The sequence below is a fragment of the Collinsella sp. AM23-17 genome (assembly GCF_003470945.1).
GTDB lineage: Bacteria > Actinomycetota > Coriobacteriia > Coriobacteriales > Coriobacteriaceae > Collinsella > Collinsella aerofaciens_O.
In genome coordinates this window covers 109880-126783 of record NZ_QRHU01000002.1, presented here as the reverse complement: position 1 = coordinate 126783, position 16904 = coordinate 109880, and the positions used below count along the sequence as shown (strand labels likewise).

The window sequence follows — 16904 nt, the reverse complement described above, 5'->3', positions numbered from 1 at the left end:
GGTATCGCAATTTGGTCTGCGGCTGTGTGCCGCACGCATGGGGCGCTTTTGCGCCTGCGAAAGGATCTTTGAATAACATGAAGGCAATCATCCCCGCCGCCGGTCTTGGCACGCGTTTTCTGCCTGGCACCAAGTGCACGCCCAAAGAGATGCTGCCGGTGCTCGACAAGCCCGTCATTCAGTACGTCGTCGAGGAGGCGCTCGAGCCCGAGGAGGTCGACGATGCCATCATCGTTACTTCTCCCGGTAAGCCCGAGCTACTGAACTACTTCCAGCCTGATCGCTCGCTCGAGAACCTGCTGCGCGAGCGCGGCAAGAACGCCTATGCCGATGCTGTCGCCCACGCTGGCGGTATGCCGGTCGACTTCCGTTATCAGTACGAGCCCAAGGGCCTCGGCCATGCTATTCGCTCTGCTGCCGACGCCGTGGCAGGGGAGAACTTCCTGGTTCTTCTGGGCGACTACGTTGTGCCTAACCGCGATATCTGCGACAAGATGCTCGCCGTTTCCAAGGAGCACGGTGGCGCTTCGGTTATCGCCGTCGCTGCTTGCTCGCCCGAGGAAGTCAGCCGCTACGGCGTTATCGCCGGCGAGCGCGTCGGTTCGCTCGAGGGCGCCGAGGGCGTTGCCGATGCCGAGCCGGGCGCTGTCTGGCGCATCGGCGGTCTGGTCGAGAAGCCCGCTCCCGAGGCGGCTCCGTCCAACCTGTACATCGTCGGTCGCTACCTGCTGAGCCCGCTGGTCATGGACTTGCTGGCAGATCAGCAGGCCGGCAAGGGCGGCGAGATCCAGCTCACCGACGCCATGGCCCGTTCGCTCGACCGCGAGGCCATGTACGCCGTCGTCATCGACCCGCTGTCGGGCTACGACACCGGCACTCCCTCTGGTTGGATGGCCACTAACGCCCTCATGGCTGCAAACGACCCCCGCTTTGCCGATGCCTTCTGGGACGCCATCGACGAGCGCGGCGGATTGATGCGCAAGTAAGCCTTCGGGCACCGACATTTACGGGCGTGGACCTCGGTTCGCGCCCGTTTTTTATAAGAGCTGCGATTGCTAGCTCTCTGTTCACATAAAATATATGAACAGATGTTCGATACACATACATCTACCTGCGTGTTTTCTGTTGAAAAACTTTGCTACTCCAAAAACTCAATCGCGTCAAGGCTTTTCTTGCCCAACGGTCGGTACCTGATAAACTATTAGGTTGCGATAACTGGCGAAGCTATGCCTCGCCAACCCACCGAGCATTTCCGTGAAGGAGGAAAAACCTGGTGACCTACGCATACACTGCCACTGAGCGCAAGCGCGTCAGCTTCGGGAAAATCCCGGAGGCCATGGAGCTCCCCAACCTTATCTCTGTTCAAAGGGAATCCTTTGAGCGTTTTAAGGACGAGGGTCTTCGTGAGGCGTTCAAGGAATCCAGCCCCATCCAGAGCCAGAACCATGTTCTCGAGGTTACCTTCGGCGAGCATCAGTTCGGCGACCCCGCGCACACCGTCGAGGAGTGCCGCGAGAAGGACATGACGTATCAGGCCCCGCTTCTGACCGATGTTCGTCTCACCAACAAGGAGACCGGCGAGATCAAGGAGCAGCTCGTCTTTATGGGCGACTTCCCCATGATGACCGATCAGGGCACCTTCATCATCAACGGTACCGAGCGTATCGTCGTCTCGCAGCTCGTCCGCTCCCCGGGCGTGTACTACAGCTCCGAGATGGATTCGGGCAAGCAGATCTACAAGGCCCAGATCATCCCGTCCCGCGGTGCCTGGCTTGAGTTTGAGGTCGACAAGCGCGACCAGCTCATGGTCTCCATCGACCGTAAGCGCAAGCAGAGCGCCACGATGTTCCTGCGCGCCCTTGGCATTGCCGTCACCAACGACGACATCATCGAGCTGCTCGGCAACTCCGATGTGATTAAGCGCACCCTGGAGCGCGATACCGCCCTCACCCGCGAGGATGCCCTTATCGAGATCTACCGTCGCCTGCGCCCGGGCGAGCCTCCCACCGTGGACGCTTCCCGCAGCCTGCTCGAGGGCCTGCTCTTTAACCCGCAGCGCTACGATCTGGCCCGCGTCGGTCGTTACAAGGTCAACAAGAAGCTCAACCTCACCACCGAGGAAGAGGTCACGGTGCTCACCGACGAGGATATCGTCGCGACGCTGCGCTACCTGCTGTCCCTCGCTGCCGGCGAGCAGGGCTTCAAGGTCGACGACATCGACCACTTCGGCAACCGCCGCATCCGCACCGTCGGCGAGCTCGTCGCCAACCAGTTCCGTATCGGCATGAGCCGTATGGAGCGCGTCGTCCGTGAGCGCATGAGCTCCCAGGACATCGACGAGATCACCCCGCAGTCGCTCATCAACATCCGCCCGATCGTGGCCTCCATCAAGGAGTTCTTCGGTTCCTCGCAGCTCTCGCAGTTCATGGACCAGGCGAACCCCCTGACCGGTCTGACCCACAAGCGCCGTCTGTCCGCACTCGGCCCTGGCGGTCTTGCCGGCCACAAGTCCGGCTCCAGCCGCCGCACCAACGTGCCGACGGCCGTCCGCGACGTTCACAATTCGCACTACAGCCGCATGTGCCCGATCGAGACCCCCGAAGGCCCCAACATCGGCCTGATCGGCTCGCTCGCCCTCTATGCCCGCGTCAACGAGTATGGCTTCATCGAGGCCCCGTTCCGTCGTGTCGAAAACGGCGTTGCCACCGACCAGATCGACTGGATGACCGCTGACGAGGAAGAGAAGCACGTCATCGCGCCGGCCAACACGCCGCTCGATCCCAAGACCAACGAGTTCATCACGACCGATGCCGAGGGCAAGATCGTCCGTCCGCACACCGTGATCGCCCGTACCCGCGACTTCGACGGCTCCTTCGGCGCTCCCGCCGACGTGCCTGTCGAGGACGTCGACTACATGGACGTCTCGCCGCGCCAGATGCTCTCCGTCGCAGCCACGTTGATCCCGTTCCTTGAGCACGACGACGCCAAGCGTACGCTCATGGGCGCCAACATGCAGCGTCAGGCCGTGCCGCTGGTTCACCCTGCCGCTCCCTATGTCGGTACAGGCATGGAGCGTCGCGCCGCCCTGGACTCCGGCGAGGTCACCCTGGCCAAGAACGCCGGCGAGGTCATCTTTGCCGACGCCGCCAAGATCATTGTCAAGCATGCCGGCGGCATGGACGAGTATCACCTGGCCAAGTACCAGCGTTCCAACCAGTCCACCTGCATCAACCACCGTCCGCTCGTGCGCGTCGGTGACACCGTTGAGCAGGGCGAGCCCCTGGCTGACGGTCCTTCGACCGATCACGGCGAGCTCGCGCTGGGCCAGAACCTTACCGTGGCCTACATGCCGTGGGAAGGCTTTAACTACGAGGACGGTATCGTCGTGTCCGAGCGCCTGGTGGCCGAGGACCTGCTGACAACCATCAACATCACCCGTCACGAGATCGACGCCCGCGACACCAAGCTCGGCCCCGAGGAGATTACCCGCGAGATCCCGAACCTCTCCGAGGACATGCTTGCCAACCTCGACGAGGACGGCATCATCCGCATCGGCGCCGAGGTCGGCCCTGGCGACATCCTGGTCGGCAAGGTCACGCCTAAGGGCGAGAGCGCTCTGACCGCCGAGGAGCGCCTGCTGCGCGCCATCTTCGGTGCCAAGGCTCACGACGTTCGCGACACTTCCCTTAAGATGCCTCACGGCGCTTACGGCCGCGTTATCGACGTCGTCCGCTTTAGCCGCGAGAACGGCGACGACCTGGCCCCCGGCGTCAACGAGCAGGTGCGCGTCTACGTCGCCCAGCGTCGTAAGATTCAGCAGGGCGATAAGATCGCCGGTCGCCACGGCAACAAGGGTGTTATTTGTAACGTTCTGCCGGTCGAGGACATGCCCTACATGGCTGACGGTACCCCGATCGACGTTATCCTCAACCCGTTGGGCGTTCCTTCGCGTATGAACGTCGGCCAGCTGCTCGAGTGCCACCTTGGCTGGGCTGCTGCCTGCGGTTGGGATACCGAGCAGGCCGACTCCGACAAGTACGTCCCCGGTCCGTTCTTCACCGCCACGCCCGTCTTCGACGGCGCCAAGGAGGACGAGATCGCCGAGGTCATCCGTCGTGCCAACAAGAACATGCTCAACAAGGCCACCGCTGCCTTTGGCGATCACATGCGCCCCGAGTTCGTCACCCAGCTTGACGAGCGCGGCAAGACCCGTCTGTTCGACGGCCGCACCGGCGAGGAGTTCCGCGAGCCCATTACCGTGGGTACGTCCTACATCCTCAAGCTCGGCCACATGGTCGACGACAAGATCCACGCCCGTTCGACCGGCCCTTACAGCCTGGTTACCCAGCAGCCTCTGGGCGGCAAGGCCCAGTTCGGCGGCCAGCGCTTCGGCGAGATGGAAGTTTGGGCACTGTACGCATACGGTGCTTCCAACGTCCTGCAGGAGATCCTGACCGTCAAGTCCGACGATACCGTGGGCCGCGTCAAGACCTACGAGTCCATCGTCAAGGGCGAGAACGTCCCGGTTCCGGGTATCCCCGAGTCCTTCAAGGTTCTCGTCAAGGAGATTCGTTCGCTCGCACTGGACATCGAGCCCATGCACGATGCCGACGAGGACGCCTCCGCCCCCGTGACCGCCGAGGAGACCTCTGCTCTCGACGACCTGGCTGCGCTCGCCGGCGTTGACGCCGACGTCGAGGCCCAGGATGCCGAGACCGCCGAGGCACCCGAGGCTGTCGCCGCCACGACCACTGATAAGGAGTAGTTGACTGTGGCAGATTTCGAAGCTACTGATTTTGACTCGGTAAAGATCTCCCTTGCCTCCGCCGACCAGATCCGTTCCTGGTCGCACGGTGAGGTCAAGAAGCCGGAGACCATCAATTACCGTACCCTCAAGCCCGAGAAGGACGGCCTGTTCTGCGAGAAGATCTTCGGTCCCGCCAAGGACTGGGAGTGCTCCTGCGGCAAGTACAAGGGCATCCGCTTTAAGGGCATCGTCTGCGAGCGCTGCGGCGTCGAGGTCACCTCGGCCAAGGTGCGTCGCGACCGCATGGGCCACATCGAGCTCGCCGCTCCCGTGTCCCACATCTGGTACTTCAAGAGCCCCACGAGCTTCCCGATGAGCCGTATGCTCGACATCAAGTCCAAGGACCTCGAGAAGGTTCTGTACTTTGCCAGCTACATCATCACCGAGGTTGACTACGAGGCTCGCGAGGCCGACGCCGACGACCTGCGCGAGGAGCTCGCCGCCGATCTGGAAGAGATCGATGCCGAGTGCGCCCGCCAGATCGAGTCCCTCAAGGAGCAGGGCGACCCCGAGAACTTTGACGAGTTCTCCGACGAGGAGCCGCTGACCCCCGAGGAGATCGCCTCCGGCATCGTCGACATTGAGGAGGAGTGCAAGGACGAGAAGCAGCTCCGCACGGACGCCTTCAACGCCTTCATGAAGCTCACCGAGCGCGACCTCATCTCCGATGAGCCGCTGTTCCGCGAGATGACCCGTTACTACTCCATGTACTTCAAGGGTGGCATGGGTGCCGAGGCCGTCCGCGACCTGCTCGCTGCCATCGACCTCCCCTCCGAGGCCGAGAAGCTCAAGGCCATCATCGCCGACGAGGATTCCCAGAAGCAGAAGCGCGAGAAGGCCGTCAAGCGCCTTGAGGTCGTTGACGCCTTCCTGAAGGGTGGCAACAGCCCCGCGAACATGATCCTGGACGTCATCCCGGTCATTCCGCCCGATCTGCGCCCGATGGTCCAGCTCGACGGCGGCCGCTTCGCCGCGTCCGACCTCAACGACCTGTACCGTCGCGTGATCAACCGTAACAACCGACTCAAGCGCCTGCTCGACCTGGACGCCCCTGCGATCATCGTGAACAACGAGAAGCGCATGCTCCAGGAGTCCGTGGACGCCCTGTTCGACAACGGCCGTCGTGGTCGCCCGGTCTCTGGCCGTGGCGGTCGCCCGCTCAAGTCGCTCGCCGAGGCCCTCAAGGGCAAGCAGGGCCGTTTCCGTCAGAACCTGCTGGGTAAGCGTGTCGACTACTCCGGCCGTTCGGTTATCGTTACCGACCCCAAGCTGCTGCTGCACCAGTGCGGTCTGCCCAAGACCATGGCGCTGGAGCTCTTCAAGCCCTTCGTCATGAAGCGCCTGGTCGAGCTTGGCAAGGTCGAGAACATCAAGGGCGCCAAGCGCGCTATCGACCGCGGTGCCACCTTTGTGTGGGATATCCTCGAAGAGGTCATCGACGGCCGCGTCGTGCTGCTCAACCGCGCACCGACCCTGCACCGTCTGTCCATCCAGGCCTTTGAGCCGGTTCTGGTCGAGGGCAAGGCTATCCACCTGCACCCGCTGGTCTGCTCGCCCTTCAACGCCGACTTCGACGGCGACCAGATGTCTGTCCACGTGCCGCTGTCCAGCCAGGCTCAGGCCGAGGCCCGCGTGCTCATGCTCTCTGCGAACAACCTGCGCTCTCCGGCATCCGGCAAGCCGGTCAACATCCCCTCGCAGGACATGATCATCGGTGTGTACTACCTCACCCAGGTCCGCGACGGTCTGCCGGGCGAGAACCACGTGTTCGCCAGCTTCGACGACGCGCTGCACGCCTATGACTGCCGCTCCGAGGTCGACATGCAGGCCAAGATTCAGGTCCGCGTGTCCGCTGCCGACGCCAATGTCATCAACGAGGACGGCACCCGTATCTTCCGCGTCAAGAACGGCAAGAACGAGTTCGTCGACTACGACGTCACCGGCAACAAGACCGCGCGCTTCGAGACCTCCATCGGCCGCATCATCTTCAACCGCCAGTGCCTGCCCGAAGACTACGAGTTCATGAACTACAAGATGGTCAAGGGCGACGTGGCCAAGCTGGTTGCGGACTGCTGCGATCGCTATCCCGAGGCCAAGGTCGGCCCGATCCTCGACGCCATCAAGTACTCCGGCTTCCACTACGCTACCCGCGCTGGCCTCACCATCTCGGTGTGGGACGCTCTCATCCCTGCCGAGAAGCAGGAGCTGCTCGATCGCGCCCAGGCCAACGTCGACCAGATCAACGAGTACTTCGAGGAGGGCTTCATCAACGAGACGGAGCGCCACATCGAAGTCGTTAATGAGTGGACCGCTTGTACCGATAAGGTTGCAGCGCTCATGCTCGACTTGTTCGACGAGGAGAACCCGCTCTACATGATGGCCGACTCCGGCGCCCGTGGTTCTAAGACCCAGCTGCGTCAGCTCGGCGGCATGCGTGGCCTGATGGCAGACATGTCCGGCGAGACGATCGACCTTCCCATTAAGGCGAACTTCCGCGAGGGCCTGCTGCCGCTCGAGTACTTCATTTCGACCTACGGCGCCCGTAAGGGCCTGGTCGATACCGCATCCCACACCTCGGACTCTGGTTACCTGACCCGTCGTCTGGTCGACGTGGCCCAGGACGTCATCGTCCGCGAGGAGGACTGCGGTACGCACGAGGGCGTCACCTACAACCTCATCATCCCCGGCACCACCGACCTCAACACCGACCTCGTCGGCCGTTGCTTCATTGAGGACGTCGTGGCTCCCGATGGCACCGTGCTCTTTGAGCAGGACGGCTACATCGAGAAGGTCGCTGACATCCAGAAGATGGTCGATGCCGGCCTTAAGAAGGTCAAGCTTCGCGCGCTGCTCACCTGCCGCTCCAAGTACGGCGTGTGCCAGAAGTGCTACGGCTGGGATCTTTCCACCCGTCGTCCGGTCGCCATCGGTACCGCGGTCGGCATTATTGCCGCCCAGTCCATCGGCGAGCCCGGTACGCAGCTTACGATGCGTACCATTCACTCCGGCGGCGTCGCAGGCGTCGACGATATTACGCAGGGTCTGCCTACGGTCAGCCGTATGTTCGATATCGTCGGTAACGTCAACGAGAAGATTCTGGGTCGCGAGGCCGAGCTGGCTCCGTACTCCGGCCACCTCTCGATTAAGCCCGAGAAGTCCGAGTACGTGCTGACGCTCACCGATTCCGAGGATCACACCCGTGTCCTCGACGAGCGTCGCGTCCCCGCATCGGTGCGCTTCATGCCCGAGATCGAGGACGGCTGCGAGGTTCGCGCCGGCGACCAGATCACCAAGGGCTTCGTCAACTTCCGCAACCTGCGCAAGCTGACCGACATCGAGTCGACGATGCACACCTTCGTCGAGAGCGTTAAGGACGTCTACACCAGCCAGGGCGTCGACCTGAACGACAAGCACATCGAGGTGCTCGCGCGTCAGATGCTGCGTCGCGTTCAGATCACCAACCCCGGCGACTCCAAGTACCTGCTTGGTCAGTACGTCGACCGCTACGAGTTCGCCGACGAGGTCGAGCGCGTTGCCCGTCTGGGCGGTCAGGCTCCCGTGGCCGAGCCCGTCATCCTGGGTACGCTCAAGGTCGCGTCCAACATCGACTCCTGGCTGTCGAGCGCTTCGTTCATCCGTACCGCTGGCGTCCTTACCGAGGCTGCCATCGAGGGCAAGGTCGACCACCTGCTCGACCTTAAGTCCAACGTCATCGTCGGTAAGAAGATCCCGGCTGGTACCGGCCTCAAGCCGTACGCCAACGCCAAGCTGACGTATCGCACGGCCGACGGCTACGTGGACATCGACGGCCCGGCTTCGCCCAACGCCAAGTCGCTGCCCGAGTGGGCTCCTGTGGAGCTCAAGGACCTGGACGAGCAGCTCCCGCAGCAGCTCGACTGGGCCGGCTACGACGAGTTCGGTGGTGCTGACGGTTCGTTCACCCGCAACGGCCATACCATCTCCGCCGAGAAGGCTCGCCTGTACCTGTTCGACGACCTGGGCGTGTCGCAGCGTTGGACCAACAAGTTCAGCGAGGTCGGCATCGAGACGGTCGGCGACCTGGTCGGCAAGTCCGAGGAGGATCTGCTGCGCATCGATGGTATCGGTGCTAAGGCGATCGAGGAGCTCCGTGACGGCCTGGAGGCCCACGACCTGCTCTACATCCTCGAGAACAACGACGACGTTGCCGACGAGGAAGACCTCTCGCAGCTGCTGCAGATGGTCTTTAGCCCCGACGGTCCGGACGATATCCTGCTGGGTACCTCCGCTCCGACGCATCACGCCGACGCCGACGAGGAGCTCCTGGGCGCCCCGATCGACGACAAGAAGGCTCCCGCCAACGGCGCGATCAACGAGGACATGGCGTCCCTCGACGAGCTGCTCAACCAGCTCGTGGACACCGACGACGCCGAAGAGGCCAAGGACAACGACGAGGAATAATTTCCTAGTACGTTAACCGCCCTTCCAAAGACCCGCTTCCCAACAGGGGAGCGGGTCTTTTTTGGTGAGGAACGTTGCCCCGACGAGCACGTCGGATTCCCGGAACGGGCGGCCCGCTGTTAAAGTTTGTCGCGAGTTCCGCACGCAAAGGAAAGCACTTAATGTGCTTTCCGTCTTGTGCAGGACTGTAGAGCAGCAAACTTAAACAGCGGGCCGCCCGTTCCGGGAATCCGCCCCCGCGCACAGAAGGGGATTCCTTTTGCCAATAAGGGACAGGTTTATTTTGGTAGGTTTTTCCTGCTTGGATTTGAAACATTTCGTTCGGCCAAAGCGTATCTATGGTGAGGACCTCATCAAGAACCATCAGCGTCACCGGGAGGTGATTATGGAAGAACAAGCTTTTAGACAGGCGGTTGAAGACCACCGTGATGTCGTGTTTCGGATCGCCTTGACGTACCTGCGCGATCGCGCCGATGCCGACGATATTGCCCAAGATGTCTTTCTTAAGTTGCTTAAAAGCGATGGACACTTTGAAAGTTGGGAACATCTTCGCCGCTGGCTTATCCGGGTCACGATCAATGAATGCAAGTCTCTCTTTCGAAAACCGTGGAGGCGCGTGGAGGATATCGAGAATCTGACCGATTCGCTCTTGGCGGCGCAGGACGAGACTAAGGCCGTCCTGTCGGACGTCATGAGGCTTCCGGAACGATTCCGTATCCCCATCGTGCTCTATTACTATCTGGGCTTCTCGACTTCAGAGATTGCCGAGTTATTGCATGTGCCAGCCGCGACCGTTAGAACGCGTTTAGCTCGCGGTAGATCGAAGCTCAAATTCATCCTAGAGGAGGGCGGCCGTGAAATCCAATCAAATCAAGCAGGCCTTCGAGTCCATCCAAGCCGATAGCGATCTTGCCGACCGTGTTATTGATGCTGCTGCGGGTGAGCCGCTTCATCGAAAGGGCCACGCGAAGCCTCTCTATGTTGCCGTAATCGGATGCCTTGCCGGAGTGCTGGCGACCGGAGGGGTCGCCTATGCCGTCGTCAATTCCAGTTATTTTGCCTCTGCCTGGGGAAACCACGGCAACGGAGAGTCCATTACCTGGACTCAAGGTGGCTCGTCGGGGACTAAATATACCTACACTAGAGAGTTTGGTGACGGCATTGCGCCCCAAAGCTTGGAGGGTTCAGTACAGAAGGTCAATCTGTCCGTCGAGGGCAACGGCTATACACTCGACATTCATGATATGGCTATCGATAAAAACGGTTGCGGTGCCGTGACGTTTACGTTGTCCAATCCAAATGGTGTTAACTACTACAAGCCGGCAGCAGAGACTGGCGAACTTGTTCTCTATGGTGAAGAAGAACAAGGCATCGGCACGCCCAGCATGAACTTCGGCGAGGAATGGGCTGACACACGCTGCACCATTGATAAAGACACATCAAGCGACACGGTCATTAACGGCACAATGTACTTTGCCTCATGGAATCGCGATCGAGATTTAGGACATGCTGTCACCTGGAATATCAGCTGGACGGAGGGCGAAGGTGAGGATGCGAAGCATGTCGAGGCATCGACACCCGAGTTTAGCGTCGGAGCGTACGTCGATACAAAGGAGCTCCGCTCCGACGACTCGCCTCTTGAGATTAGCCCGTTTTCCATCCAGACGCACATCGATGATCTGGGCATTGACGCAGTCACGAAAAAGTTGACCGTTACCTACAAGGATGGATCGGAGCAGATTATCGAAGACGATGCTGCAGGCGCGTACAATTCCTATTTTTCGCTGACGCGCAATAGCGGGGAGAACATCTCGGTTCCGACAAAGCTGATCAATGTCAATCAAGTGGTCTCGGTAACCCTTGAGGGCATGAGGTACACATCAACAGGAGAGACCGAAACAGAAGTACCCTTTACCATCGTCTATTCGTAAGACTTGAGGCCGCTTCCCACTAGGGGAAGCGGCCATTTTTGCGTTACATGGACGGCTGGAATGGGCACTTGCGCACAGGCGGGGATTTCTTTTATGGAGGCTTTGCGGAAATATAGCTATTTTGGGATACGCCCGGCGGCGTGGTCTGTTGACGACACAGCTAACGGCACGTATCCTATCGAACTGCGTGTTTCGTAGGGGGATGCTGACCCCTCGATTCAAGCCGTTGCACTTTACAGAAAGCTGGAATCATTCGAGAAGGAGTACGCTTTGCCTACTATTAACCAGCTGGTTCGCCAGGGCCGTCGTTCCGTGCCCAAGAAGTCCAAGAACGCTGCTCTGCAGCACAACTCCCAGAAGCGCGGCGTGTGCACCCGCGTCTTCACCACGAGCCCCAAGAAGCCGAACTCGGCTCTTCGTAAGGTTGCCCGTGTTCGCCTTGTCAACGGCATCGAAGTTACTGCTTACATCCCGGGTGAGGGCCACAACCTGCAGGAGCACTCCATCGTGCTCGTCCGCGGCGGTCGTGTCCGTGACCTCCCTGGTGTCCGTTATCACGTCATCCGTGGCGCCTACGACGCTGCTCCGGTCCAGAACCGTCTGCAGGCCCGTTCCAAGTACGGTGCTAAGCGCCCCAAGGCCAAATAAGCCAGATAACGTTTTGATACTTTCGCCGTGTGCCGCCTAAGCGCCGCACGGTAGACACTTAAGGAGATTTCACATGCCGCGTCGTGCAGCAGCTAATCGTCGTGAGGTTCAGCCTGACGCCGTTTACAACAACCGCCTGGTGACTCAGCTCATCAACAAGGTCCTTCTTGACGGCAAGAAGGCCACCGCTGAGCGCATCGTTTACACCGCTTTCGAGATCGTTGCCGAGAAGTCCGAGGGTGGCGACGCTCTCGCTACCTTCAAGAAGGCTATGGACAACGTCAAGCCCACGCTCGAGGTTAAGCCCAAGCGTGTCGGTGGCGCTACCTATCAGGTCCCGATGGAGGTCAACTCCCGTCGTTCCACCGCTCTGGGTATCCGCTGGATCGTCAACTTCTCCCGCGCTCGCAAGGAGAAGACCATGGCCGAGCGTCTCGCCAACGAGATCCTCGACGCTTCCAACGGCCTGGGCGCTTCCGTCAAGAAGCGTGAGGACGTCTTCAAGATGGCCGAGGCCAACCGCGCGTTCTCTCACTATCGTTGGTAAGTTAAGGTAAGGAACTAACATGGCTAAGCCTAAGTACAAGCTTTCCGATACCCGTAACATCGGCATCATGGCTCACATCGATGCCGGTAAGACCACCACGACCGAGCGTATTCTTTACTACACCGGTAAGACCCACAAGATCGGTGAGGTCCATGAGGGCGCTGCCACCATGGACTGGATGGTTCAGGAGCAGGAGCGCGGCGTAACCATTACCTCCGCTGCTACCACGTGCTTCTGGAACAAGGACGGTAAGGACTACCGCATCCAGATCATCGACACCCCGGGCCACGTTGACTTCACCGCCGAGGTCGAGCGCTGCCTGCGCGTCCTCGATGGCGCTGTCGCCGTCTTCGACGCCGTTGCCGGCGTTCAGCCCCAGTCTGAGACCGTTTGGCGTCAGGCTTCTACCTTCAACGTCCCCCGCATCGCCTTCATCAACAAGTATGACCGCGTGGGCGCTGACTTCTTCAACGCTATCGAGACCATGAAGGATCGTCTCGACGCCAACGCCGTGGCCGCTCAGGTCCCGATGGGCGCCGAGGACAACTTCTGGGGCGTCATCGACCTGGTCACCATGACTGCATGGGACTTCAAGGCCGACGAGAAGGGTATGACCTACCCCGAGCCGATGGACGAGATCCCGGCTGAGTTTGCCGACATCGCTGCCACCAAGCGCGAGGAGCTCCTCGACGCTGCTGCCAGCTTTGACGACGAGCTCATGGAGAAGATCCTCATGGAGGAGGACTTCACCGTCGAGGAGCTCAAGGCTGCTCTGCGCAAGGGCGTTCTGGCCAACGAGCTCAACCTCGTCTTCGTGGGTTCCGCCTACAAGAACAAGGGCGTTCAGGAGCTGCTCGACGCTGTCGTCGACTACCTGCCCAGCCCGCTTGACGTCGAGGCCGTCACCGGTACCGATCCGGACACCGGCGAGGAGATTCAGCGTCATCCTTCCTTCGACGAGCCCTTCTCCGGCCTGGTCTTCAAGATCATGACCGACCCGTTCGTCGGTAAGCTCACCTACGTCCGCGTTTACTCCGGCCGCGCCGAGTCCGGCTCCTACGTTGTCAACGCTTCCAACGGTCAGCGCGAGCGCCTCGGCCGCATCCTCGAGATGAACGCCGCCGAGCGTATCGACCGTGACGACGCTGCCGCCGGCGACATCGTCGCTTGCGTCGGCTTCAAGAACTCCACCACCGGTGACACCCTGTGCGCCGAGGGCAAGGAGATCGTCCTCGAGAAGATCGAGTTCGCTAAGCCCGTTATTGACGTTGCCATCGAGCCCAAGACCAAGGCCGAGCAGGACAAGATGTCCCTGGCTCTGACCAAGCTCGCCGAGGAGGACCCGACCTTCCAGGTGTCCACCAACCACGAGACCGGCCAGACCATTATCGCCGGCATGGGCGAGCTGCACCTCGAGATCATCGTCGACCGTCTGCTCCGCGAGTTCAAGGTTGACGCTAACGTTGGTAAGCCCCAGGTTGCCTACCGCGAGACCGCTGGTCACGACGTCGAGAAGGCTGAGGGCAAGTTCGTCCGTCAGTCCGGTGGTCGCGGTCAGTACGGCCACGCCGTCATCAAGCTCGAGAAGATGGAGGAGGGCTTCGGCTACGAGTTCGTCAACGCTATCGTCGGCGGCGTCGTGCCCAAGGAGTACATCCCGTCCATCGACAAGGGCATCCAGGAGGCCCTGAACACCGGTGTTATCGCCGGCTTCCCGGTCCTCGACGTTAAGGTCACCCTTTTCGACGGTTCTTACCACGAGGTCGACTCCTCCGAGGCCGCCTTCAAGATCGCCGGTTCCATGGCTATCAAGGACGCCCTCAAGAAGTCCGATCCGCAGCTGCTCGAGCCGATCATGGCTGTCGAGGTCGAGACCCCCGAGCAGTACATGGGCGACGTTATGGGCAACCTCTCCGGTCGCCGCGGCAAGATCGAGGGCATGGAGGATCGCAAGAACAGCAAGCTCATCCGTGCCAAGGTGCCGCTGGGCGAGATGTTCGGTTACGCTACCGACCTTCGCTCCCAGACCCAGGGCCGTGCATCCTACACGATGCAGTTCGACTCTTATGAGCCCGCGCCCAAGTCCATCGTGGACGAGGTCATGAGCAAGAACGCCTAAGTTCGAGCTCCCTGTTACGTAATCCGCGAGAACATCTCTCGCACTCTTTGGAGGTTTAAGTTGGCTACCCAGAAGATCCGCATTCGCCTCAAGGGCTATGATCACGAGGTCGTCGATCAGTCCGCGAAGCTCATCGTCGAGACCGCTCAGAAGACCGGCGCTCGCGTTTCCGGTCCCGTCCCCTTGCCCACCGAGCGCAACCTGTACACGGTCATCCGCTCGCCGCACGTGAACAAGGATTCCCGTGAGCAGTTCGAGATGCGCACCCACAAGCGCCTCATCGACATCCTCGACCCCACCTCGGGCACCGTTGATTCGCTCATGCGTCTCGACCTTCCCGCTGGCGTCGACATCGACATCAAGCTCTAAGCGATATCGCTCATAGCTTAAAGGGCCCCGCTGCCGTTACGGTAGCGGGGCCCTTTTGTTTTGAATGGTGGTTTGGACTGTCGGACAATGCTGACGAGTAGGTGGCTGCGGCGCCCTATTCGCTCACGGGGCGCAGCGATGCCTCCTCAAAATGGAAGGATCGCAAGTCGTCTTCCGTTTCGATGCACGCGCGACCAAAGGCATCGACGGTTTTAAAGATGCCGCGTGCCAGCTCGTCTCCAGCGGGTGAGCGGGCGATAACGTGCTTCCCAATCCAATTGAGGTGAGCGATATATTCGTCGTGGACGGGCGCGATCGGACCGGCGTCTTTTTCTTTGGCGTTGAGGCGCTCTGCCCAGGCATCTACAGCGTCTATAACTGCGTGATAGACCTCATCGAGGAGCATGTCGACGGCAGGAACGTTCTCGTTAAGGTCCGAGAGGCCAATTGCCGCCAGGCCGCCATCGGGCACCTCTTGGGGCGCATAGTTCACATTGACGCCAATGCCGCATACGGCGAAAGGTTTGCCTTCGTTATCGCGTGCGGCCTCGACCAGAATGCCGCCGAGTTTGCGTTCACGCGCGACCAGGTCGTTGGGCCATTTGAGGCCAATTTCGTTTGCAAGACCCTGTTTTTCGAGCGCCTCGAGCACCGCTAGGCCGCTGACGGCGGCAAGACCAGAGTACTTCGCAGGATTAACGCATGGACGCAGGACAATCGAAAGCAATAGGTTGCCGGCGGTTGAATCCCACTTGTGGCCGCGCCGGCCGCGTCCTGCCGTCTGAGCCTGGGCGGCAAGTCCCGTGCCGTGCGGCGCTCCCTGTTTTCCTGCTTCGAGCAGGTCATCGTTAGTCGATCCGGTTACGTCGACTATCGTTAATTTGGCATCCATTATGGCTGCCACCTCCTTAATGAATAAGTGAATAACGCAATGGTCTCGAGAGATAGACACAATGTGAAGCCTTTGTCGCATTTGGACAATTTAATGTTAACACGTCAACAACGACAAAATTGCGCTATCCTCTCTTGGTCGATGTAAACACGTCAACAACTCAAAGGAGGTTAGTGATGGGTTTCACGATTCTTGGAACAGGCTCGGCGCTTCCTGAGCGCAGTGTTTCCAATGATGAGCTGTCCGAGTTCCTCGATACCTCGGATGAGTGGATTTTTACCCGCACAGGTATCAAGAGCCGCCACGTCTGCACCACCGAGTCACTTGACGACCTTGCCGTAGCGGCGAGCGAGCGGGCACTCCGGGTGTCCGGAATCGACGCGAGCCAGCTGGATCTGATCGTCTGCTCGACGACGACAGGTGATCACCTTGTTCCCGCTGAGGCGTGTGCCGTTGCTGAGCGACTAGGCGCGACGTGCCCTGCCTTCGATGTCTCGGCGGCTTGTGCCGGCTTCGTATTTGCGCTCGATGTCGCCGAGGGCTATATCGCCCGCGGTCGCGCCGAGCACGTGCTGGTCGTTGCCGCCGAGCAGATGACGCGCGCGCTCGATTGGACCGACCGTGCCACGTGCGTGCTCTTTGGCGATGGGGCAGGCGCCGCAGTGATTGGGGCTGGGGGAGACAACCCCCTTGCCGTTGAGCTTTCGACGGCGCCCGACGTCGAGACGTTGCGCGTTCCCGGTCTGGTCGGTACCTCGCCGTTTAAGGCCTCCGCAGATAGCGAGAGCGTGCTGTCCATGAATGGCCGCCGCGTGTTCAAGTTCGGCGTCAACGCCATCTGCGACACGGTCCATAAGCTTGCGAGCGATGCGGGCATTTCGGTCGAAGACATCGATCATTTTGTATTCCATCAGGCTAACGAACGAATCCTGAGTCAGGCGGTCAAGCGCCTCGGCGTGCCAGACGAGCTCATGGTTCGAACGCTGCGGGAGACCGGCAACATTTCGAGCGCCTGCATTCCCTTTGCGCTTGACCGACTGGCACGCACCGACGCACTGAATGTGGGCGACACCATCGCCTTGGTTGGATTTGGCGCCGGTCTGGATATAGGTGGCTATCTGCTTCGTTGGAAGTAGTCGCACATAGGAAAT

Annotated in this window: 11 protein-coding genes; 10 read left to right on the top strand and 1 reads right to left on the bottom strand. The window is 60.5% G+C overall.

Going from position 1 to position 16904, the window contains the following annotated elements; all coding sequences use genetic code 11:
* The first annotated feature begins 77 nt into the window (after positions 1–77).
* From DW645_RS01395 to rpsJ, 9 genes are all read left to right on the top strand, one after another.
* Positions 78–986: a UTP--glucose-1-phosphate uridylyltransferase gene (locus tag DW645_RS01395; RefSeq protein WP_117786148.1), complete on the top strand. Its 909-nt coding sequence runs from the start codon at positions 78–80 to the stop codon at positions 984–986.
* 350 nt (positions 987–1336) lie between these two features.
* Positions 1337–4765 carry a DNA-directed RNA polymerase subunit beta gene (locus tag DW645_RS01390; protein ID WP_229030360.1) on the top strand — a complete coding sequence of 1143 codons (3429 nt, stop codon included), beginning with the start codon at positions 1337–1339 and terminating at the stop codon, positions 4763–4765.
* Positions 4766–4771: 6 nt separating this feature from the next.
* Positions 4772–9247, top strand: coding sequence for a DNA-directed RNA polymerase subunit beta' (locus DW645_RS01385; RefSeq protein ID WP_187361807.1), 4476 nt, complete (start codon positions 4772–4774; stop codon positions 9245–9247).
* 301 nt (positions 9248–9548) lie between these two features.
* Positions 9549–10151 carry an RNA polymerase sigma factor gene (locus tag DW645_RS01380; protein ID WP_233540682.1) on the top strand — a complete coding sequence of 201 codons (603 nt, stop codon included), beginning with the start codon at positions 9549–9551 and terminating at the stop codon, positions 10149–10151.
* The gene (locus DW645_RS01375) at positions 10102–11178 is read left to right on the top strand and encodes a DUF4179 domain-containing protein (RefSeq protein WP_118225893.1); all 1077 of its coding nucleotides are present in this window, start codon (positions 10102–10104) and stop codon (positions 11176–11178) included. The genes DW645_RS01380 and DW645_RS01375 overlap by 50 nt, the downstream gene beginning before the upstream one ends.
* 270 nt (positions 11179–11448) lie before the next feature.
* Positions 11449–11826 (top strand): 30S ribosomal protein S12, encoded by a 378-nt coding sequence (gene rpsL / locus DW645_RS01370; protein ID WP_118225891.1) that lies wholly within the window; start codon positions 11449–11451, stop codon positions 11824–11826.
* 73 nt (positions 11827–11899) lie between these two features.
* Positions 11900–12373, top strand: coding sequence for a 30S ribosomal protein S7 (rpsG, locus tag DW645_RS01365; RefSeq protein ID WP_006235013.1), 474 nt, complete (start codon positions 11900–11902; stop codon positions 12371–12373).
* A 19-nt stretch (positions 12374–12392) separates the two neighbouring features.
* A complete protein-coding gene (fusA, locus tag DW645_RS01360; RefSeq protein ID WP_022094183.1) occupies positions 12393–14492 on the top strand; it encodes an elongation factor G in 2100 nt (699 codons plus the stop codon).
* A gap of 60 nt (positions 14493–14552) precedes the next feature.
* A complete protein-coding gene (gene rpsJ, locus DW645_RS01355; protein WP_022094184.1) occupies positions 14553–14861 on the top strand; it encodes a 30S ribosomal protein S10 in 309 nt (102 codons plus the stop codon).
* A 115-nt stretch (positions 14862–14976) separates the two neighbouring features.
* Here the strand turns inward: rpsJ and DW645_RS01350 are convergent, their stop codons facing one another.
* Positions 14977–15753: a biotin--[acetyl-CoA-carboxylase] ligase gene (locus DW645_RS01350; RefSeq protein WP_158568652.1), complete on the bottom strand. Its 777-nt coding sequence runs from the start codon at positions 15751–15753 to the stop codon at positions 14977–14979.
* A gap of 176 nt (positions 15754–15929) precedes the next feature.
* Between DW645_RS01350 and DW645_RS01345 the strand changes: the two genes are divergently transcribed.
* Positions 15930–16889 (top strand): 3-oxoacyl-ACP synthase III family protein, encoded by a 960-nt coding sequence (locus DW645_RS01345; protein ID WP_117759498.1) that lies wholly within the window; start codon positions 15930–15932, stop codon positions 16887–16889.
* The last annotated feature ends 15 nt before the right edge of the window (positions 16890–16904 follow it).

Excerpts from the sequence above, each read along its gene's own strand:
- DW645_RS01395 (WP_117786148.1), top strand. The coding sequence starts at position 78 with ATGAAGGCAATCATCCCCGCCGCCGGTCTTGGCACGCGTTTTCTGCCT.
- DW645_RS01390 (WP_229030360.1), top strand. The coding sequence starts at position 1,337 with ATGGAGCTCCCCAACCTTATCTCTGTTCAAAGGGAATCCTTTGAGCGT.
- rpsG (WP_006235013.1), top strand. The coding sequence starts at position 11,900 with ATGCCGCGTCGTGCAGCAGCTAATCGTCGTGAGGTTCAGCCTGACGCC.
- fusA (WP_022094183.1), top strand. The coding sequence starts at position 12,393 with ATGGCTAAGCCTAAGTACAAGCTTTCCGATACCCGTAACATCGGCATC.
- DW645_RS01350 (WP_158568652.1), bottom strand. The coding sequence starts at position 15,753 with ATGGATGCCAAATTAACGATAGTCGACGTAACCGGATCGACTAACGAT.
- DW645_RS01345 (WP_117759498.1), top strand. The coding sequence starts at position 15,930 with ATGGGTTTCACGATTCTTGGAACAGGCTCGGCGCTTCCTGAGCGCAGT.